Below are 20,906 nucleotides of genomic sequence, written 5' to 3'. Positions count from 1 at the left end.
CCGGATATCTCTTCAGCAGCAAGGATGAATCAATATGTTTAAGTTAAGCCTTATCGCGCTCACTCTGCTGGGCGCTGCAGCCACAGGCCACGCCAGCTCGTCAGCGCAGCAGGTGGTGAATCAGATCAGCCAGTTTGGCGTCACTTATCAGGTGAACGATAATCAGGCCGCCCTGCATGGCACCGACTGCGCCGCGCTGGGTGCCGACTATGCCGCCTGCAATCGCGCCACCATTACCCTGACCAATAACGGCCCAGCCCTGACCGATAAACACTGGGCAATCTACATGAGCAACGTCCACCAGACGCTGCGGGTCGATAACGAACAGTTTAAAATGACCCATCTGGTCGGCGACCTGACCCGGCTGGAGCCGACTGAGAAGTTCACCGGCATTGGCGCGGGCGAATCGGTGCAGATTCCGATCGTTAACGAATACTGGCAGCTGTTTGCCACGGATGTGATGCCGCGCTGGTATGTGACGTCCGGGCAGGCCACCCCCAAAATTATTGCCAGCACCGATCATGAAGATCCCAGCCAGTTTGTGTTGCCGTTGGGGGATAACTGGCGACGCAGTGCCGATGACCGGAATATCCTGATGCAACCCGCCAGCCGGTTTGATAAAAACAGCGATGTTGCCACCCTGCCCGCTTCCGCGCTGCGCGGTCAAATCACACCCACGCCGCTTGAGGTGAAACTTCGTCCGCAGGATGCCGATCTCAGCCGTGGCGTCAGTCTGTCTCTGACCGGGTTGACCCGTGAAACCGGTGAGGCGGTAAAGCAGCGTCTGACCCTGCTTGGTCTGAAAGAAGATCCTGATGGATTTGCCATCAGGACGCAGATCAAACCGGGTCACTTCAGCGGCAAACAGGCTAAACCGGGCGCATACGATCTGGATATCACCCCACGCCGTGCCATTGTGGTGGGCTACGATGCTGCCGGTGCGTTCTACGGTCTGATGTCGATTCTCTCGCTGATACCCACCGAAGGCGCGCCGCGTATTGCCACGCTGGAAGCCCATGATGCGCCACGCTTTGCCTATCGCGGCGCGTTTCTTGACGTTGCCCGCAACTTTCACACTAAGCAGGCAGTGATGCGGCTGCTTGATCAGATGGCGGCATGGAAGATGAACCGCTTCCACTTTCACCTCAGTGATGATGAGGGCTGGCGGATTGAGATTCCCGGCTTACCGGAATTGACTGACGTGGGGGCTAAACGCTGCCATGACCTGAGCGAACAGCGCTGCCTGCTGCCGCAGCTCGGTTCCGGTCCGTTCAGCGATAACAACGGCAGCGGCTATTTCAGTCGTGCCGACTACATCGAGATTGTGAAGTATGCCCAGGCCCGTCACATCCAGGTGATCCCGGAAATTGATATGCCCGCCCATGCCCGTGCCGCCGTCATCGCCATGGAAGCGCGCTATCAGCGGCTGATGAAGGAGGGACAGTCTGAACAGGCCAGTGCGTATCGCCTGATCGATCCCACCGACGACTCCAATACCACCTCGGTGCAGCTCTATGATCGCACCAGCTATCTCAATCCCTGCATTGCGGGTTCACAGCGGTTTGTCGATAAAGTGATCGGTGAAGTTCAGGCGATGCACCGGGAAGCGGGACAGCCGCTCGGCGTCTGGCATTTTGGCGGTGACGAAGCGAAGAATATCCGGCTGGGTGCTGGCTACTCGGATAAACGCGACCCTAAACCGGGCACCGGTCTGCGCGACTGGAGTAAAGAAGATCTGCCGTGGGCGAAATCGCAGGTTTGTCAGGCGCTGGTGAAGAGCGGCAAAGTGGACGATCTGGCGCACCTGCCGAGCTACTTTGCCCTGACCGTCAGTGACATCGTTAACCGACACGGTATTGGCAAAATGCAGGCCTGGCAGGATGGTTTAAAACATGCCAAAGATTCAGCAGCCTTTGCCACACCGCGCGTCGCGGTCAACTTCTGGGACACCCTCTATTGGGGCGGTTTTGACACAGCCAGCGACTGGTCACAGAAAGGCTACGACGTGGTGATCTCCAGCCCCGACTATCTCTATCTGGATTTTCCGTATGAAGTTAACCCGCTGGAACGCGGCTATTACTGGGGCACGCGCTTCAACGACGAGCGCAAAATCTTTGGCTTCGCGCCGGATAACCTGCCGCAGAATGCTGAAACCTCGGTGGATCGCGATGGCAACTTTTTCAGCGCCAAATCAGAGAAGCCCTGGAGCGGTGCTTACGGCATTTCGGCCCAGCTGTGGAGCGAAACGGTGCGCACTGATGCTCAAATGGAGCACATGATCTACCCTCGCCTGTTTGCAGTAGCGGAACGAAGCTGGCACCGCGCCAGCTGGGAGCAGGATTACAAGGCGGGTCAGGAGTATGCGGGTGGCAAAACCCATCTGGTCGATCAGCAGGCGCGTCTGAATGACTGGCAGCGATTTGCCAATCTGCTGGGACAGCGGGAACTGGCGAAGCTGGATAAGGCGGGCATCGATTATCGCCTGCCGGTGCCGGGAGCCAGAATCGTTGATGGCATCCTGTCGATGAACGTGGCCTTACCGGGCGTTACGCTGGAGTACAGCCTGGACAAGGGCACAAACTGGCAGCGCTACGATGCCACCAGACCGCCGCAGGTCAGCGGTGCGGTGGCAATTCGCTCGGTGAGCCGTGACGGGCAGCGCACCAGCCGCGTTGAATCCCTGTAGCGCGTTGAATCCCTGTAGAAAGCGAAGTGTGAACGGGCTGAGAAGCCAGCGTTTGAATATGAAAAAGGCCGACAGAAGTCTAATGGCAGTCAGTTAAGCGACAGGGGATAACGCAGTCTGGTGCCGGGCAGGGGCTGGCGGTCCTCGCGCCACTGCGCGGTTCCTTCACTTCATTCGCCTGCCTGACGGACCGACGGGGATGGCACATCCTGTGCCGCCCCGCCTTTCGCCCGCGTCCTGCGGGCTCTCCTGGCAGACTCATTCTGTTCAGCGCTGCGGATTACCTGCCCCTGCCCGGCCCCAGCCTGCTCTGAAACTTCAGTGTTTATTGTTAAAAAGGGCACGATAGTGAAGGCCTGAGCGCCGCTGTTGCTCGCTCGCCCAGAAAAAAAGCTGCCACGTTTGACCGTGGCAGCCTTTACAAATCTGATCTTAACTGATCAGCATTAGACAGCAGTCGGCCCTTTCACACCTAAACCAGCTTCTCTTCGGGGACCGGCTCCGCACCCGCCATCTGCTGACGGCGCTCGATAATCATGGTTTGCGGTGTGGAGAGCAGGATGCCCTCTTTACGCAGACGCGTCAGAATATCGAACAGCAGATCGCTCTTCGCCCCTGCGATCTGGCGCTGACCCGCCACGTTACCGGTGACGCTCAGTATAATTCCCTGCTGAGTCAGGTCTTTAAACGAAACGGATGGCTCTGGCGTCTCCAGAATGCGTTCATTTTCGTTGTAGACCTCCAGCAGGATATCGCGCACTTTCGCCGGATCGATGTCGAGCGGGAACGTCAGCGTAATCGTGACCACCCCCTGCGCATTACCCATGGTGGCATTTCGCACGTTCTGCGAGATAAACTGCGAGTTCGGCACAATGACCGTGGATTTATCGCCCAGTTGGATCTCGGTAGCGCGCACGTTAATCCGGCGGATATCCCCTTCGATACCGCTGATGCTCACCAGATCACCGACCTTCACTGGCCGCTCGGTCAACAGAATCAGCCCCGAAATAAAGTTCTTCACAATCTCCTGTAAGCCAAAACCGATACCTACCGACAAGGCACTGACGATCCAGGCCAGCTTATTCCACTGCAGACCCATGATCGACAACGTCAGCAGGATGACCAGTACATAACCGATGTTGCTGAACAGCGTCACCAGCGACACCCGCATGCCCACATCCATGGTAGTTTTCGGCAGAAAATCAGTGTCGAGCCAGCGGCGCACCGTTCGCAGCACATAGATGCCGACGATCAGGCAGATAATCGCATTCACCATATGCGCCGGGACGATATTCAGGGATTCAAGCCCTTTACCGCCCCAGAACTCAATCACTTTTTGCAGCAGCTCAATCGGCGTTGAAGAGGCAAAGGTCCCGTTGACCAGCGCCAGCGCCACAACCAGCACCAGGAAGGTTTTACCGATGGCCGTCAGCAACGTAGCCGTTTGCTGCAGATGGCGCTCATTGATGTTAAGCGAACTCTGAATACGGCGACCGGTTGCGTTACTGGTCGAGAACAGGCTCTCACAGCCATCGTTGAGCAGATGACTGAGGAAGTAGAACGAACCAAACAGCAGACCGCACCAGATCACTTCATAACTCAGGAAGCGCGCCAGCGTGACGTAACCGATGAGCAGCGACACCAGAATGGCGATGCCGGTCAGCGTCAGGCCCATCTGGATCAGTCCCACCAGCGTAGAACGGGCCTCTGGTGGTGTGCCCGCCTGGGTCATACGGCGACGAACCCGGTTGGTGCGCATGCTGATCGCCAGCGCGGTAGTACCAATCAGCAGTGCCGTCAGCCCGTTGGCAAAAATGGTGGTATTCAGGCTGGTGCCGACGCTGTAGTTAAACGCTTCGACCGTCTGGAAGATAAAGACCAGCACGGCGGTAATCGGTGGAAACGGTTTTAACGCCATCGCCACTTCATTGGAGATGGTCGGTAACCGCCAGCTGGGTCGACGGGTAGAGAGGAAAGCCCGTCCCAGTCCGGCAATCAGGCCACAAAAGACACTGAGCCGAACCAGTTGATCCACAAAGTCCTGAACGTTTTCAGAAACCTCATCACGGCGGGTAAAGGCCAGGGCGATGAAGTTAAAGGTGAGGACGACAGCCACAAGGGTGGTCAGGGCTATCGCTGCCGCCAGGAAACTGCGGCGCAGCTTCCCTTCCGGCAGTTTGTGAATGCTAATCCAGGCCAGAAACTCTTCGCTGTAACGACGGCCAGCCGTCATTACCAGCATGGCAGCCAGCAGCCAGAAAACACTGCCCACGCGCCAGCCCGGCTCCCATGAGAGTGCCGCAGTGTCCTGCAACTCCTGCAGGAATTCACCAATTTTCTCGCCATCCAGATCCTGACTATTGAGCAGTGGTGACCAGAAGCGCGGCCCCAGAATGGTGCCGGAGTTCAGCGCCAGCTGGCTTTTCAGCTGATCGCGGCGCAGGTTAACAATCTGCGAGGAGAGCATCAGCGCGCCATTTTTAATGCCTTCGGCCTGTTTAATCTGATCGTCGAGTTTGCTTTTCTGACTCTCCAGCGCGTTACGCTTGCGCGTAACTTCCGACGTCTCTTTTACGCCGCTGTCGGCTTTAGGTGCCGGCCCCAGAACCTGCAACTGGGCTTCCAGTTGCTGGCGATCGGGGAGCAGCGCCTGGCCCAGCGTGTCGGCACTGCCTGAGAGCTCAAGCGCCATTTCATTCAGCTGAGTCAGCTTGTTTTCGCCAGCATCAACGGAGACCTGACTTTTGATTTTATCGAGGATCTTCTGCATTTTCGGCAGTTCAACCGCAGCATTCAGCTTCGGCGGAGCATCCTGTTCCTGAGCAGCAGTGGCCTTATCATCCGCGGCCAGCGTCAGCGCCGGGGCAAACGCCACCAGCGCCAGCATTAACAATGCAAAAAAGGATCGTAGCTTAAACATATGAGTAAGATTCCGGCAGCTTAAATCAGGCGATCTTCCCTCGCCAGTCGCGCGTAGTGTAGGGCTTTGCAAGGGATGGCAATATAGGAATAACGGGCATTTTTCGGGCTAATTCGGTGCAGGCAGAAGCGTGAAAATCGCCGTACGCCTCTGCGTGCATCATCCCGGATACCCGCTCAGCCTGCAGATAATGCCAGTGTCCGCAGCGCGTAACACTGGCTATTTTCTACTCAACGTCGGCGCTGCTGGCCCCATTACTGGCAACCTGGCCCGATTTCTGTTTTTTATAGGCCAGTGCGGCAGCCGGCACCGGCGCCGCTTTACCGGTCTCAATCCAGCTGCGCAGACGGTTAGCGTCGGCGAAGTGGGTATATTTGCCAAAGGCATCCAGCACCACCAGCGCCACCGGACGATTATTAATCATGGTGCGCATCACCAGGCAGTGGCCCGCCTCATCGGTGTAACCGGTTTTGGTCAGCTGAATGTGCCAGTCATCTTTATAGACCAGATGGTTGGTGTTGCGGAACGGCAGCGCATAGCTCGGATGGGCAAACACTGCCGTCTCCTCTTTAGTGGTGCTGAGCGCGCCAAGCAGCGGATATTCCCGCGTTGCTTTGAGTAATTTAACCAGATCCTGGGCGCTGGAGACGTTTTGCGTCGACAGGCCGGTTGGCTCCACGTAGCGGGTCTGTTTCATGCCCAGTGACCGCGCTTTCGCGTTCATCGCCCGGATAAAGGCGTTATAGCCGCCCGGATAAGCATGAGCCAGGCTGGCGGCGGCGCGGTTTTCTGAGGACATCAGCGCCAGCAGCAGCATATTCCGGCGGCTGATTTGGCTGTTGAGCTTAACGCGTGAGAATACACCTCGCATTTCCGGCGTCTGGCTGACATCGACAGTTATCATCTCGTTCATCGGCAGATGCGCATCCAGCACCACCATAGCAGTCATCAGCTTGGTGATGGAGGCAATGGGCCTGACCCGATCAGGGTGGCTTGAAAACAGCACTTTATTGGTCGTGAGATCGACAATCATCGCACTGCCAGAGGCGATCTGCGGCTGAGCAATCGGCGCCAGTTGCGACAGCGACGTCGTCGCCTGCGCCGGAAGTGAAACAATCTGCCCTGAAACGAGCAGCGCCAGCGAAAGCAGGGTGGAACGAATTTTTGCAGGCATCGTAGAAAAAACCCGGTTATGAATATGTACTGTGTCAGACCGACACAGGCCGCCCGCTTCAGTGAGGTCGGAGCGCGGGCTGGCGGCGATATCATACCCGTAAGGTTAAGAAATTTCCTGGTGAGAGTGTTTCCGGGCGTAAAAAGAGAACTGCCGCCAGAGCGGCGGCAGCGGTCGGTCAGAACAGATGCGGTCCATATCCCCACAGCACCACGGTTAATGCCAGTAACACTTCAAATACCAGCACGCCGATGGCCAGCGTTGAACCGGAAAAGCGCAGACTCTCTTCGCGGTCGATATTCAGAAACAGTGGAATGCCGATATAGAGCAGATAACCGGTGTAGAGCAGCGCCAGCGCGCCCGCCAGCACGCAGAGCCAGACCAGCGGATAGAGCGCCACCAGCCCGCTGAGAAACAGCGGCGTGGCCACATAGCCCGCAAACACCGTACAGCGCTGTACGCCGGGGCGCTGCGGATAATCACGTGCCATCCAGTGAATCACGCGTCCCATTACCGCGACGCCACCCAGAATAATCAGATAGAACAGAATGCCAAGCCCAATCCCGGTCAACAGGTTGAGTTGCACATATTGCCCCTCGCCCAGATTCCAGCCCAGCTGAGTTGTGCCGATAAAGGCGCAGATCACCGGAATCGCCGCCATCAGCAGAACATGGTGGGTGTAATGGTGCGATACGCTCTCATTCTCTTGCTTGATATGACGCATTTCCTGATTCGGATGCGCCAGCAGACCCCAGACATGATTCATAGATTCACTCCTCTGATGCAGTGGGCCGCCCGATGATGCATCCGTCTTTGGGGGCAGCGTCCTCTCAAGTATAAACGGCAGCGAAACTTTCGTGGTGATCGGACAAAAAAACAGCATAAATAAACGCCCCCATGAGGCACGGGCGGAAGCGAAGCCAAATCGCGTATAGACTTGAAGAAACAGTCACTGAACAGGGAGGGTCATTTTGCATCTGGATATCAACGCATTAATTACGCAGTACGGTTATCTGGCACTTTTTATTGGCTGTATCGCCGAGGGGGAAACATTTACGTTGCTGGGCGGCGTCGCCGCGCATGAGGGGCTGCTGCATTATGTAGGGGTGGTGCTGGCCGCAATGGGTGGCGGTATTGTCGGCGATCAACTGCTCTACTGGGTCGGTCGCCGCTGGGGCACACAGATCCTGCGCCGCTTTAAAAAGCATCAGGATAAAGTGGTCAAGGCGAACCGCCTGATTAAACGCCGTCCCAGCCTGTTTGTGATTGGCGTGCGCTTTATGTATGGCTTTCGACTGATTGGCCCAATCATCATCGGGGCCAGCCGCCTCAATCCGATGAAATTTTTTATTCTTAACGTCATCGGGGCGGCTATCTGGGCGCTGATCTTTGTCACGCTGGGTTATTTCGCGGGCGGCATCATCGCGCCGTGGCTGCATAAACTCGACCAGCATCTGAAGCATCTGCTGTGGCTGGTCGGCGCAGTGGTATTCGCCTTTGCGCTGCGCTGGGTGATCCGCCGCTGGCACAATCGTCGTGCCGATCAGGAATAAATGAACCACGGATTCGCCAGCAGACGCCATCGTCTATGAGAGTGAGCTGACCGGTGGTAAGGGTCGCCGACGCTGAGCAGCGCCAGGCGACCCTGCTGGCGATTTCCCATGTCTCACCCGCCCTCACCCCTTCCCTGCCTCATTCAACCGTACGTTAACCATCTGTGCCCAAACGAAGCCGCATCAGATGGCTCAGCTATAGTTAGGATGGACACTGACAGGGAGATGAGGATGAGTAAGATAAAACGTAAGATTGAAGACCATGGCGTGATCGGAGATTTGCGCACCTGCGCACTGGTCGCGAATGATGGCACCATTGATTATCTCTGCTGGCCGGAACTCGACAGCCCGTCGGTCTTTGCCGCCCTGCTCGACAGCGATGATGCCGGGCTTTTCTCCCTGGCCCCTGACTGGCCCAATGCGCGACGTCAGCAGCTCTACCTGCCCGATACCAACATCCTGCAGACCCGCTGGCTGGATGATGAAGGCGTGGCGGAGATCACCGACTACATGCCGATTTGTGATGACAAGGACAAGCTGCCGCGTCTGATCCGGCGGGTCAAAATGGTACGCGGCAGCGCGACCTTTAGCCTGCGCTGTTCACCGCGTCACGACTACGCCCGGGCGCAAACCCGTGCAGAGGCGCACAACGGCTGTATCGATTTTCATGCCGAAGGCCAGCCGTCGCTGCGCCTCGCCGCCAGCGTGGCGATGACGCTGGAGGATGAGAGCGCGACCGCCCTCTTCACGTTACAACCCGGTGAACATGCGCAGTTTGAATTTGGCAGCGTGGATGATGCGCATATCGAAGCCCTGACCACCGAACATTGCTTTGAAGAGACGCTGAACTACTGGCGACGCTGGAGCGCCCACAGTAACTATCAGGGACGCTGGCGCGAAATGGTGCAGCGTTCGGCGCTGGTCCTCAAACTGCTGACCTCACATCAGCACGGCTCTATTGCGGCGGCAGCGACCTTTGGCCTGCCCGAAGAGCTGGGCGGTGAACGCAACTGGGACTATCGCGCCTCCTGGATCCGTGACGCCTCGTTCAGCATGTATGCCCTGATGCGGCTGGGCTATATCGATGAAGCCAAACACTTTACCCACTGGGTTGGTCGCTGCGTTGAAAACAGCCATCACGATGAGATGCGCCTGCAGGTCATGTACCGGCTGGACAGCGGCACCGAACTGCACGAGATGGAGCTGCTGAATCTCTCCGGCTATGCCGACTCCCGTCCGGTGCGCATCGGCAATGACGCCTGGCAGCAGACCCAGCTCGACATTTATGGCGAGCTGATGGATGCGGTCTATCTGGCCAATAAATATGGTGAGGCGATCTCCCAGCGCGGCTGGGAACATGTCGTCAAAATGATCGACTGGCTGTGTGAGAACTGGGATCAGCCCGATGCCGGTATCTGGGAGATGCGCGGTGAACCGGAACATTTCCTGCACTCGCGTCTGATGTGCTGGGTGGCGATGGATCGCGCACTGCGTCTGGGCATGAAGCGATCGCTGCCAATGCCTTATGAACGCTGGGATCGGGCGCGCCGGGAGATCCGCGAAGATATCTGGGCTAACTTCTGGAACAGTGAGCGGGGTCACTTCTCTTCGACCCGTCATGGCGAATATCTCGACGCCTCAATGCTGCTGATGCCGCTGGTGCGTTTTGTGGGCGCTACCGACCCGGACTGGATTGCCACGCTGGATGCGATCAAAACTAATCTGGTCAGCGACGGTATGGTGCGCCGTTACAATACGCATGAGACGCCCGCCGATGGCCTGAAAGGCTCAGAAGGGTCGTTCGGAGCCTGCTCCTTCTGGTATGTCGAGTGTCTGGCGCGCGCGGGCCGGATTCAGGAAGCGCATTTTGAATTTGAAAAGTTGCTGAGCTACGCCAATCCACTGGGCCTCTACGCAGAGGAGTTTGACAGCCACGGCCATGCGCTGGGCAACACGCCGCAGGCGCTGACCCATCTGGCGTTAATCAGTGCCGCCTTTTTCCTGAACCGCAAACTCAGCGGCGAACAAACACAGTGGCAACCTTAGTCAGCGATAAGCCCGGAAAGCCCCATTTTTAGCGCCCTGCTTTCCGGAAATGCGCTAACATCCGCGGTGAATTTACGTAAAGTATTGCAGGCAGGTTAAAATCCCGATTCACAACGTCAGATTAATGAACATATAATGCGCAGCAGGTCACATTGGCCAGCATGAATTCGACACACTGAACAGCCTGAAATATGGCGATAAAGAATTGTAAAATATGAAAATCATTCGCGCTTTCGCTTCAATCGCACTGGCTCTGGCGGCCTTCAGCCAGTCAGCCTTTGCTGTGGTTTACCCGTTACCGCCGGCCAACAGTCGTCTGATCGGCGAAAATATCGAAATTACTGTCCCTGAAGACAGCAAACTGCCGCTGGAAGCTTTTGCGGCGCAGTACCAGATGGGCCTCAGCAATATGCTGGAAGCCAATCCGGGCGTTGACGTTTATCTGCCTAAGGCTGGCAGCAAAATGATCATCCCACAGCAGTTGATCCTGCCGGACGCACCGCGTGAAGGCATTGTGATTAACAGCGCTGAGATGCGTCTTTACTACTATCCGAAAGGCAGCAAAACCGTGGTGGTGTTGCCTATTGGTATTGGTGAACTGGGTAAAGATACCCCGATTAACTGGACCACAGCGGTAGAACGTAAAAAAGATGGCCCGACCTGGACGCCAACCAAAGGCATGCATGCGGATTACGCGGCGCGCGGTGAAACCCTGCCAGCGGTCTTCCCGCCAGGCCCGGATAACCCGATGGGCCTGTATGCGCTCTATATCGGTCGTCTCTATGCGATTCACGGCACCAACGCCAACTTCGGTATCGGCCTGCGCGTGAGCCATGGTTGTGTGCGTCTGCGCGCTGACGATATCAAATGGCTGTATCAGAACGTGCCGGTCGGTACGCGCGTACAGTTTGTTGATCAGCCGGTAAAAGCGACCGTGGAGCCAGACGGTTCACGGTATGTAGAAGTGCATAACCCGCTGTCGACCACCGAAGAGCAGTTCAACTCGCGTGAGCTGGTGCCGATTACGCTGAATCAGGCGGTGAGCAAAGTTCTGGTTGATGCCAGCGTCAATCAGGATCAGGTTAATGGCGCGATTCAGGGCCGTACCGGTATGCCAGTAAAAGTGAACGGCGTGGAGAACAACATCCAGACTGCGCCAGTTCCGATGCCGGAAAATCCGCAGGCTGTGCCACAGGAAGAGCCAATGACGCCAGTCACCTCTCAGGGCGCAAACAGTGATGCCGCGCAGCCACAGCAGCCGGCCACTGAGCCAGCCGCACCGGCCGCTCCGGTAACACCAGCAGCCCCTGCAGCCGCGGCCAATACCAGCTCGTAATTGCCGTCCTGCTTTCAGAAGCCAGCGCCTGTCGCTGGCTTTTTTATTGCCTGCGTTTCCGCGTTTTTCCCCGCACTCCGCTCAGAATGCCCCGTCCGACGATCATTAATCTGTCATATAAAGCGCGTATCAAACTGCGTTGACCCGGTGCAAATCAGCATCCGGCATCAGCCACCAGAGGTACACCATGAGCGAAAACAGTCTCTCCTCCTCATCAGCCCGAGGTCGCCCCGATTTCAACGGCAAAAATAGCCGTTTCAGTAAACCGCTGTTCTTTATTCTGCTGGTTGCCGGACTGGCGTTCGCTGGCCTCAATCTGGTCAGCGATGTTGAAGAGACCAATATGCCGGTCACCAGCTATCTGCCGTTCTTTCTGCTGGGGCTGGCACTGCTGATTGCGCTCGGCTTTGAGTTCGTGAATGGCTTTCACGATACCGCCAATGCCGTGGCGACCGTGATCTACACCCATTCGCTGACGCCCGGCGTCGCGGTGGTCTGGTCCGGTTTCTGTAACTTTCTGGGTGTGCTGCTCTCCAGCGGCGTGGTGGCGTTTGGCATTATCTCACTGCTGCCGGTGGAGTTGATCCTGCAGGCCAGCAGCGGCAGCGGGTTTGCCATGGTCTATGCGCTGCTCTTCTCAGCGATTATCTGGAACCTGGGCACCTGGTATTTAGGGCTGCCGTCGTCGTCGTCCCATACGCTGATCGGCTCGATCATCGGCGTCGGCGTTGCCAATGCGATGCTGCACGGACGCAGCGGTCTGAGCGGAGTTGACTGGGATCAGGCACTGAAGGTCGGCTATGCACTGCTGCTGTCGCCGGTGGTCGGCTTTGTCTGCGCCGGGCTGCTGCTGTGGGTAATGAAACTGTTTATCCGCAATCGCCAGCTTTATCAGGCGCCGGAAAGCAATCAGCCGCCACCGGTCTGGATCCGCGGCCTGCTGATCCTGACCTGTACCGGCGTGTCGTTTGCGCACGGCTCCAACGATGGTCAGAAAGGAATGGGGCTGATTATGCTGATCCTGGTGGGCACCATGCCGATCGCCTACGCCCTGAATCGATCGCTGCCACCCGATCAGATCCCGCGCGTCGCGGCGCTGAACGAAGTGACCGCCCATCAGCTGCTGCAGCTGCAACCCGCCTCAGCCAATCCTCCACCGGCCCGTGAGGTACTGACCGGCTTTGTTGGCAGCAACAGCATGAATCCCGACGTGCTGCCCGCGCTGGCGATGACGCTGCGCGAAGTCGGCGATGAGATTCGTCGTTACGGTTCAATGGAAAACATTCCAGCTCAGGCGGTGACCAATACCCGCAACCAGATGTATCTGGCGTCAGAATCGATCAAGCATCTGCAGAGCGCCGAGGTCAGACTGCCGCAGGAGACGGAACGCAACCTCAAGGCAGTGAAAACGGAACTCGACAGCGCCACCCGCTTTATTCCGATGTGGGTGAAAGTGGTGGTGGCGATTGCGCTGGGACTGGGCACCATGGTCGGCTGGCGCCGGATTGTGGTCACAGTGGGAGAACGGATCGGTAAAACCCATCTGAGCTATGCTCAGGGCGCCAGCGCCGAACTGGTGGCGATGATGACCATTGGCGCGGCAGACGGTTTCGGTTTACCGGTTTCCACCACTCACGTGCTCTCATCCGGCGTAGCGGGCACCATGGCGGCGAACCGTTCCGGCTTGCAGCTCTCGACGCTGCGTAACCTGGCCGTCGCCTGGATTTTAACGCTGCCGGTTTCTATTCTGCTCTCTGCCCTGCTCTACTGGGCGTTCAGCCATTTTTAACGGTCTGCGGCTTATCGTCATTCAGGCGATAAGCCGCTGCTGCCAGTAAAGCCGCAGGGTAATCAGCAGCGCTCCCAGCACCATCAACGCCGCCGCCAGATAGACTGACTGCATCCCCCAGTGACCGATAAGCAATCCCGCCACCGGGCCGGTTAAACCCAGGCCCAGATCGAGAAAAGCGGAATAGGTGCCCAGTGCAGAGCCCTGATCCTGGCGCTCAACCCGTTTAACCGCCTCAACGCCCAGCGCCGGAAAGACCAGCGAAAATCCGCTGCCGGTAAGGAATGCGCCCGCCCCTACCAGCCAGGCGCTGTCCGCCTGCCAGATAATCAGCAGTCCCAGACATTCCAGCAGGAATGAGAAGAGCGACACGCGCAGCCCGCCGAAACGGGTAATAAAGCGACCAAACCCCAGACGCACCAGCACAAAACCTAGGCTGAACAGCGTCAGCGCATAGGCCGCGCCCTGCCAGTCACGGCTGGCAAAATAGAGGGTGATAAAGGTGGCGATAACGCCAAAACCGATGGTGCCGAAGCCCAGCGCCAGGCCATAAAGCCAGACGCGCGAAAAGACGCGGTGAAACGGAATGCGCTCGCCCACACTGACCGTCACCGCCGGTTTGCGACTGGCCATCAGATAGCCCGCCACGCCCATCAGCGCAATCAACCCGGCAAATCCACTCATACCAAATTCACTGTTCAGCAGCACACCCAGCGGTGCACCGACGGCCATTGCCAGATAGGTCGCAACACCGTTCCAGGAGATCACGCGCGCGGTCTGCATCGGCCCGACGATGTTCATACCCCACAGGGTTGATCCGGTACTGCTGAAGCTTTCACCCACGCCGAGAAACAGCCGTCCGATGGCCAGCAGCGCCAGACTCAGCCACGGCCAGCCGCTCAGCAGTGCGGCTACGATAGTCAGCACCCCGCTCATACCGCAGCAGAGCAGTCCCAGCATCACCACCCGCTTTGGTCCAAGGCGATCGGCCAGACGGCCCGACTGCGGACGGCTGAGCAGCGTCGCAAAATATTGAATGCTGATAATCAGTCCGGCGATAAAGGAGCTGAAGCCAAGATGATTTTTGACGAAGCCTGGCAGCACGGCCAGCGGCAGTCCGACAGAGAGATAGCAGAAGAAGGTGAAGATAATAACGGAGAGGATTCGTTTGTTGAGCTGGCTGTTGCTCAACACAGCGGAGTCAGACATAGCAGGCAAGGGGTCCAGGAAATTTTTCCCACTATACCGTCAGGCCGCTAAAGGGTCGCCTGATTTTTTATCACAAACCATGAACATGCGCGTGACGATCAATCGCCTGTGCAATGTCGCCCGACGATTTTAACGCACGGATTTCGCTGAATAAGCCATCGGCTTCGCCATAGGCTTTGCGCAGATAACCGAGCCACTGTTTGATACGCGCCACGTGGTAGAGGCCGGTATCGCCCTGCTTTTCCAGCCGGCTGTATTTCTGTAATAACCGCACCACATCAGGCCAGGCCATCGGCGGCTCGTTATATTTCACTACCCGGCTCAGGTTAGGGATGTTCAGTGCGCCACGGCCAATCATCACCGCATCGCAGCCGGTTACCGCCATACAGTGTTGCGCGCTTTGCCAGTCCCATATTTCGCCATTGGCAATCACCGGAATGCGCAGCCGCTGACGAATGTCGCCAATCGCCTGCCAGTTGATCGCCTCTGCGCGATAGCCCTCTTCTTTAGTCCGCCCATGCACCGCCAGCTCGCTGGCACCGGCCTGTTGCACCGCATCGGCAATCTCCAGACTGCGGGCGCTGGAGTCCCAGCCGAGCCGCACTTTCACCGTTACCGGCAAATCTGCAGGCACCGCTTCACGCATCGCTTTCGCGCCGCGATAGATCAGATCGGGATCTTTAAGAAGAGTTGCGCCGCCTCCGCTGCCGTTGACCAGTTTAGAAGGACAACCACAGTTGAGATCCACACCCCATGAGCCCAGCTCCACCGCACGTGCGGCGTTCTCGGCTAACCATTCGGGATGCTGCCCCAGCAGCTGCATACGCACCCGCGTGCCGGAAGGCGTGCGGCTGGCGTTATGCAGTTCGGGGCAGAGACGGTAGAAAGATTTTACCGGCAGCAGTTGATCGACCACGCGCAAAAACTCAGTGATGCAGAGATCGTAGTCGTTCACTTCCGATAACAGCTGGCGCACCAGTGAATCCAGCACGCCCTCCATCGGTGCCAGTAAAACCCTCATACTCAGACGTTTCCGGTACGCTTCGCTGCTGCCGGACGACGCGGACGGGCTGCGGGCCTATCGCCCTGAGGAGCGGCCTGGCTCTGACGACGCGCCTGAGGACGCTTTTCGCCGGATGAAGATGAGCGCGATGCGCCTGCACCCTGTCCGCCCTGGCTGCGACCACGGCCGCCACCGCCACCTGCACCGCCGCGAGACTGCTGCTGACGACCGTTGATGATCGGCTCCGCTTTGATGCTCGGATCGGGTTCATAACCTTCAACGGCCAGACGCGGGATTTCACGCTTCAGCAGACGTTCGATATCACGCAGCAGCTTATGCTCATCGACGCAGACCAGTGACAGTGCGACACCGGTCGCCGCCGCACGGCCGGTACGACCAATGCGGTGAACGTAATCTTCGGCGACGTTAGGCAGCTCATAGTTCACGACGTGTGGCAGCTCTTCGATATCCAGGCCACGGGCCGCGATATCGGTGGCAACCAGGACGCGAATTCCGCCTGATTTGAAGTCGGCCAGCGCGCGGGTACGTGCACCCTGGCTCTTGTTGCCGTGGATCGCGGCGGCGGAGATGCCATCTTTGCCCAGCTGCTCGGCAAGGTGGTTCGCGCCGTGTTTGGTCCGGGTGAAGACCAGCACCTGCTGCCAGTTGCCTTCGCCAATCAGCTGCGACAACAATTCACGCTTACGCTTCTTATCAACGAAAGCCACCTGCTGCGCGACCTGCTCGGAGGCGGTGTTGCGGCGAGCCACTTCTATCATCTCCGGGTTGGTCAGCAGTTTCTCAGCCAGGCCTTTGATCTCATCAGAGAAGGTGGCAGAGAACAGCAGGTTCTGACGTTTGGCCGGCAGACGTGCCAGTACGCGACGGATGTCGTGGATAAAGCCCATATCCAGCATACGGTCCGCTTCATCCAGCACCAGAATTTCGACCTGTGACAGGTCAACCGCATTCTGTTGTGCCAGATCCAGCAGGCGTCCAGGCGTTGCCACCAGGATATCGACGCCGCCACGCAGTTTTACCATCTGTGGATTGATGCTGACGCCACCAAACACCACCATGGAACGCAGCGAGAGATATTTGCTGTAGTCGCTGACGTTTTCGCCAACCTGCGCCGCGAGTTCACGGGTTGGGGTCAGGATCAGGGCGCGCACCGGGCGACGACCGCGGATGGGCGTGGCAGTGGCAGAGAGTTTTTGTAACATCGGTAAGGTAAAGCCGGCTGTTTTGCCGGTGCCGGTCTGGGCGCTCGCCAGCAGATCGCGGCCTGCCAGCACAACAGGAATCGCCTGGCGCTGGATAGGTGTGGGTTCGCTGTAGCCTTGTTCGGCGACCGCGCGCAAAATATCGGCACTCAGGCCGAGAGAGTCAAAAGACATTAAGTGATTTACTCCGGTCCGCTCTGACCGTGATTCACGGTGTAGTTTTCAGAGGGATAGTGACGCCAGCCAGGGCTGACGCGTGAAAAGGGCGCAAACTACGATGCGTAAGCGGGCGAGTGTAACAGCTTTAAGAGAAGTGTGCGAGATAGCTCACATTTCCTGACACAACTTAACCGCCTGAAAACAGGAAGGCCACCTTCCGGTGGCCTTCAACTTAACTACGTTTGTTTTCGATTCGTCGCGGTGGTTCTTTCACCAGCAGCGAGACCAGCGCCGGACCCAGCAACATCACTACGCCGAGACACGCCAGCAGCAGGTTGTTGTGGTAAATCCGCGACACCAGGAACAGTGTCATCATGGCGGCGCCAAAGTAGTAAGTGGTGGTCGCTTCTTCAAGATAATCGCCGAGAGTACGTAAACGGGCAATGCGCTGTGTCACCAGCATGGCAACAAAAACCAGTGCGTACATCGCCACCAGCGTACTGCAGACATCAACCAGCGCTTTGTGCTTCCAGCCCCAGATCAGTGCAGCGATCACCAGCAGATGCATAGCAATATGCAACAACGTTTGACCCGTGATAATTTGAATACGATTAGACCATTTCATTCAGTTCTCCTGGCAGACCCAACAGGTCGCCCAAGTGCTACCGGCACAAGCCGGAAACGATTTCCTCAATGTAAAACAATTTTCGGATAACGCCCTAATTTTCGCCCTCTTTCACCACCCATTTGTGACAAAGACTACACTTTGATTCTATTGATGATGAAAAGGAGTGCGTCGCGAGTATGCCACAAAACAAGCAAGGATTTTCAATAAAAGTCCTGACGATCAATACACATAAGGGTTTCGCCCCTTTCAATCGCCGCTTCATCCTGCCCGAATTACGCGACGCCGTTCGCGCAACGGAGGCGGATGTGGTCTTTCTGCAGGAGGTGATGGGCACGCATGCCATCCACTCCCTTAACCATGAGGAGTGGCCCGATTCTCCTCATTATGAGTTTCTGGCCGACACCATATGGAACGATTTCGCCTATGGGCGTAATGCGGTCTATCCGGAGGGGCATCACGGCAATGCGGTGCTGTCTCGCTTCCCGATCGCCGACTATGAGAACCGGGATATCTCGGTGGCGGGCAGTGAAAACCGCGGCATGCTGCACTGCCAGATCGCCCTGCCCGAGCCGCACGGCACGCTGCATGTCATCTGCGTTCATCTGGGTCTGAAAGTGGCCCATCGTCATGCGCAGATGAAGAAAATATGTGAAATGGTTAACTCACTGCCGTCCGACGCGCCGGTGGTGGTGGCGGGCGATTTCAACGACTGGCAGCGACGCGCTAACTCCATTCTGAAACATGGCGCAGGCCTGAAAGAGGTATTCAGCATGAAAACCGGACGCCCGGCGCGCACCTTCCCGGCGCGCTTCCCGATCCTGCGGCTTGACCGCATCTATGTCCGCAACGCCACCGTCAGTCATCCGTGGGCGCTGCCGCGCAAGCCCTGGTCCCATCTTTCCGACCATGCGCCGCTGGCGGTGGAGATTCACCTATGAATTTTAGCTGGCAGGAAGGCAACCGGCTGCTGTTGCTGGAAAATGGCGAAGCGTTTTTCCCGCGGGTCTTTGGCGCGATCCAGCGGGCGGAACGTACGGTATTAATCGAAACCTTTATTCTGTTTGAGGATGACGTGGGCAACGCCCTGCACCGCGAACTGCTGGCGGCAGCCCAGCGCGGCGTGCGGGTCGAAGTGATGGTCGATGGTTATGGCTCTGCCGAACTCTCCGACAAATTTGTTAACAGCCTGACCAGCGCTGGCGTGCGTTTCATCTATTACGATCCGCGTCCGCTGGTGATGGGGATGCGCACCAACGTTTTCCGCCGCCTGCACCGCAAAACCGTGGTGGTGGATGACGTGGTAGCCTTTGTAGGCGGCATTAACTTCTCGGCCGAGCACAACACCGATTATGGCCCGGAAGCCAAACAGGATTATGCGGTGCAGGTCAAAGGCCCGGTGGTGGGTGACATCGCCCGCTATCTGCAACAGGCGATTGGCAGCGAACAGAATACCCGCCGCTGGTGGGGATCGCGCTCTCATCGTCCGGCGGTCAACGCCACGCCAGGCGATGCTCAGGTGCTCTATGTTTATCGCGATAACGACGAGCATCGCGATGACATCGAAGTCCACTACCTGGAGATGCTGCGCGAGGCGAAGCGGGATGTGATTATCGCCAACGCCTACTTTTTCCCGGGTTACCGGCTGCTGCGTGAGATGCGCAACGCCGCGCAGCGTGGCGTCCGGGTACGACTGATTGTGCAGGGCGAACCAGATATGCCGATTGTGAAAGTGGGCGCGGAGCTGCTCTACAACTATCTGGTCGATGGCGGCGTTGAAGTTTACGAATATATCCGTCGCCCGCTGCACGGCAAGATCGCGGTAAAAGACGACTACTGGGCCACCGTCGGCTCCAGCAATCTCGATCCGCTTAGCCTGTCACTTAACCTTGAAGCCAATCTGATCATCCACGACAGACCGTTTAACCAGACGCTGCGTGATAACCTGGAAGCGCTGCTGGCCAACGATTGCCAGCGCGTGCAGGAAGATCGCTTACCGCCGCGCAACTGGTGGCAACTGAGTAAAAGCGTGGTGGTATTCCACTTCCTGCGCCATTTCCCGGCCATCGCTGGCTGGCTGCCGGCGCATACGCCGCTGCTGGCCCAGGTGGGTGAGCCGGTACAGCCTGAAATGGAGACGCAGGATCGCGTTGAAACTGATAACCCGGGAGCAAAATCCTGATGGCAAAAAAACATCCACGCTGGCAACTGGCGAAAAAAATCCTCACCGTACTCTTTTTCATCGCGGTGGTGGTTCTGCTGGTGGTCTATGCCCGCAAAGTGAACTGGGAAGATGTTTATGACGTCATCGTTAACTACAACCGCTTTGTGGTACTGACCGCCGCCGGACTGGTGGTGCTGAGTTACCTGGTGTATGGCTGCTATGACCTGATTGGACGCGCCTACTGCGGCCATAAGCTGGCGAAGCGGCAGGTGATGCTGGTGTCGTTTATCTGTTACGCCTTCAACCTGACGCTGAGTACCTGGGTGGGTGGCGTCGCGATGCGCTACCGGCTCTATTCACGGTTAGGGCTGGATAGCGGCACCATTACCCGCATCTTCTCTCTGAGCATCGCCACTAACTGGCTGGGCTATATTCTGCTGGCGGGCGTGGTATTCAGTGCGGGCATGGTCTCGATCCCCAGCGGCTGGTTTATTGGTGAAACCACCCTGCGGCTGATTGGTGGCGCTCTGCTGGTGCTGGTGGCGATCTACCTCTGGGCCTGTGCCTTCTCAAAGCAGCGTCGCTGGACGGTAAAAGGCCAGACGCTGCAGCTGCCCTCGCTGCGCATGGCGCTGCTGCAGTTTGCGGTTTCCTGTGCCAACTGGATGGTGATGGGGGCGATTATCTGGCTGCTGCTGGGACGAGACGTCGGTTATCCGATGGTGCTGGGCGTGCTGCTGATCAGCAGTATTGCCGGGGTAATCATTCATATTCCGGCGGGCATTGGCGTACTGGAAGCGGTCTTCCTGGCCTTACTCAGCGGTCAGCACGCTTCGCATGGCACTATCATTGCGGCGCTGCTGGCTTATCGCGTGCTCTACTTTATCCTGCCGCTGCTGTTAGCGCTGGTGCTCTATCTGGGGCTGGAGAGCCGGGCGAAGCATCTGCGTCAGAAGAACGAGCAGAAGTTGCAGAAGTCGTAATAAAAAAGGGGAGGCGCAGACAGTGCGCCTCCCCCG

At 57.6% G+C, this 20,906-nt stretch carries 15 protein-coding genes; 8 read left to right on the top strand and 7 right to left on the bottom strand.

Annotation, left to right across the window (positions count from 1 at the left end):
* Window positions 1-34: 34 nt before the first annotated feature.
* The gene (locus GVJ63_RS18295) at window positions 35-2,686 is read left to right on the top strand and encodes a beta-N-acetylhexosaminidase (RefSeq protein WP_159227197.1); all 2,652 of its coding nucleotides are present in this window, start codon (window positions 35-37) and stop codon (window positions 2,684-2,686) included.
* A 472-nt stretch (window positions 2,687-3,158) separates the two neighbouring features.
* Here the strand turns inward: GVJ63_RS18295 and GVJ63_RS18290 are convergent, their stop codons facing one another.
* The 3 genes from GVJ63_RS18290 to GVJ63_RS18280 form a co-directional block, all read right to left on the bottom strand.
* Window positions 3,159-5,606, bottom strand: a complete 2,448-nt coding sequence (locus GVJ63_RS18290; protein ID WP_010260302.1) for a DUF3772 domain-containing protein — start codon at window positions 5,604-5,606, stop codon at window positions 3,159-3,161.
* A gap of 226 nt (window positions 5,607-5,832) precedes the next feature.
* The gene (pbpG, locus tag GVJ63_RS18285; protein ID WP_010669685.1) at window positions 5,833-6,780 is read right to left on the bottom strand and encodes a D-alanyl-D-alanine endopeptidase; all 948 of its coding nucleotides are present in this window, start codon (window positions 6,778-6,780) and stop codon (window positions 5,833-5,835) included.
* A 178-nt stretch (window positions 6,781-6,958) separates the two neighbouring features.
* Window positions 6,959-7,546, bottom strand: coding sequence for a Yip1 family protein (locus GVJ63_RS18280; RefSeq protein ID WP_010260296.1), 588 nt, complete (start codon window positions 7,544-7,546; stop codon window positions 6,959-6,961).
* A gap of 205 nt (window positions 7,547-7,751) precedes the next feature.
* On the opposite strand from GVJ63_RS18280, the gene GVJ63_RS18275 reads away from it, so the two are divergent.
* The 4 genes from GVJ63_RS18275 (at window position 7,752) to GVJ63_RS18260 (ending at window position 13,504) form a co-directional block, all read left to right on the top strand.
* Entirely contained in the window at window positions 7,752-8,333 is a 582-nt protein-coding gene (locus tag GVJ63_RS18275) for a DedA family protein (RefSeq protein ID WP_010260294.1), read from the top strand.
* Window positions 8,334-8,564: 231 nt separating this feature from the next.
* A complete protein-coding gene (locus GVJ63_RS18270) occupies window positions 8,565-10,379 on the top strand; it encodes a glycoside hydrolase family 15 protein (protein WP_159227196.1) in 1,815 nt (604 codons plus the stop codon).
* Between the two features lie 214 nt (window positions 10,380-10,593).
* A complete protein-coding gene (locus tag GVJ63_RS18265) occupies window positions 10,594-11,715 on the top strand; it encodes a L,D-transpeptidase family protein (protein WP_010260287.1) in 1,122 nt (373 codons plus the stop codon).
* Window positions 11,716-11,902: 187 nt separating this feature from the next.
* Window positions 11,903-13,504, top strand: a complete 1,602-nt coding sequence (locus tag GVJ63_RS18260; RefSeq protein WP_060679790.1) for an inorganic phosphate transporter — start codon at window positions 11,903-11,905, stop codon at window positions 13,502-13,504.
* Window positions 13,505-13,525: 21 nt separating this feature from the next.
* Here GVJ63_RS18260 and GVJ63_RS18255 read toward each other — a convergent pair whose 3' ends face one another.
* From GVJ63_RS18255 to GVJ63_RS18240, 4 genes are all read right to left on the bottom strand, one after another.
* Complete coding sequence (locus tag GVJ63_RS18255; RefSeq protein ID WP_010260279.1) at window positions 13,526-14,713, bottom strand: MFS transporter; 1,188 nt, start codon at window positions 14,711-14,713, stop codon at window positions 13,526-13,528.
* A gap of 70 nt (window positions 14,714-14,783) precedes the next feature.
* The gene (gene dusC / locus GVJ63_RS18250) at window positions 14,784-15,734 is read right to left on the bottom strand and encodes a tRNA dihydrouridine(16) synthase DusC (RefSeq protein WP_022626007.1); all 951 of its coding nucleotides are present in this window, start codon (window positions 15,732-15,734) and stop codon (window positions 14,784-14,786) included.
* Between the two features lie 2 nt (window positions 15,735-15,736).
* Window positions 15,737-17,113: an ATP-dependent RNA helicase RhlE gene (gene rhlE / locus GVJ63_RS18245; protein WP_033779545.1), complete on the bottom strand. Its 1,377-nt coding sequence runs from the start codon at window positions 17,111-17,113 to the stop codon at window positions 15,737-15,739.
* A 217-nt stretch (window positions 17,114-17,330) separates the two neighbouring features.
* Window positions 17,331-17,723 carry a YbhQ family protein gene (locus tag GVJ63_RS18240; protein ID WP_010669681.1) on the bottom strand — a complete coding sequence of 131 codons (393 nt, stop codon included), beginning with the start codon at window positions 17,721-17,723 and terminating at the stop codon, window positions 17,331-17,333.
* 179 nt (window positions 17,724-17,902) lie between these two features.
* Here GVJ63_RS18240 and GVJ63_RS18235 point away from each other — a divergent pair, with 179 nt between their 5' ends.
* Genes GVJ63_RS18235 through GVJ63_RS18225 form a run of 3 tightly spaced genes read left to right on the top strand, consistent with a single transcriptional unit; the run spans window position 17,903 to window position 20,870 of the window.
* The gene (locus GVJ63_RS18235) at window positions 17,903-18,664 is read left to right on the top strand and encodes an endonuclease/exonuclease/phosphatase family protein (protein ID WP_010260267.1); all 762 of its coding nucleotides are present in this window, start codon (window positions 17,903-17,905) and stop codon (window positions 18,662-18,664) included.
* Window positions 18,661-19,905, top strand: a complete 1,245-nt coding sequence (clsB, locus tag GVJ63_RS18230) for a cardiolipin synthase ClsB (protein ID WP_010260263.1) — start codon at window positions 18,661-18,663, stop codon at window positions 19,903-19,905. Before GVJ63_RS18235 ends, clsB begins: the two co-directional genes overlap by 4 nt.
* Window positions 19,905-20,870 (top strand): lysylphosphatidylglycerol synthase domain-containing protein, encoded by a 966-nt coding sequence (locus tag GVJ63_RS18225; protein WP_010669680.1) that lies wholly within the window; start codon window positions 19,905-19,907, stop codon window positions 20,868-20,870. The genes clsB and GVJ63_RS18225 overlap by 1 nt, the downstream gene beginning before the upstream one ends.
* Window positions 20,871-20,906 lie beyond the last annotated feature (36 nt).

It is taken from the genome of Pantoea sp. 18059 (assembly GCF_902706165.1).
GTDB classification, from domain to species: domain Bacteria; phylum Pseudomonadota; class Gammaproteobacteria; order Enterobacterales; family Enterobacteriaceae; genus Pantoea; species Pantoea agglomerans.
The sequence above is the reverse complement of the archived record's forward strand: the minus strand, read 5'-3'. Positions and strand labels throughout refer to the sequence as shown.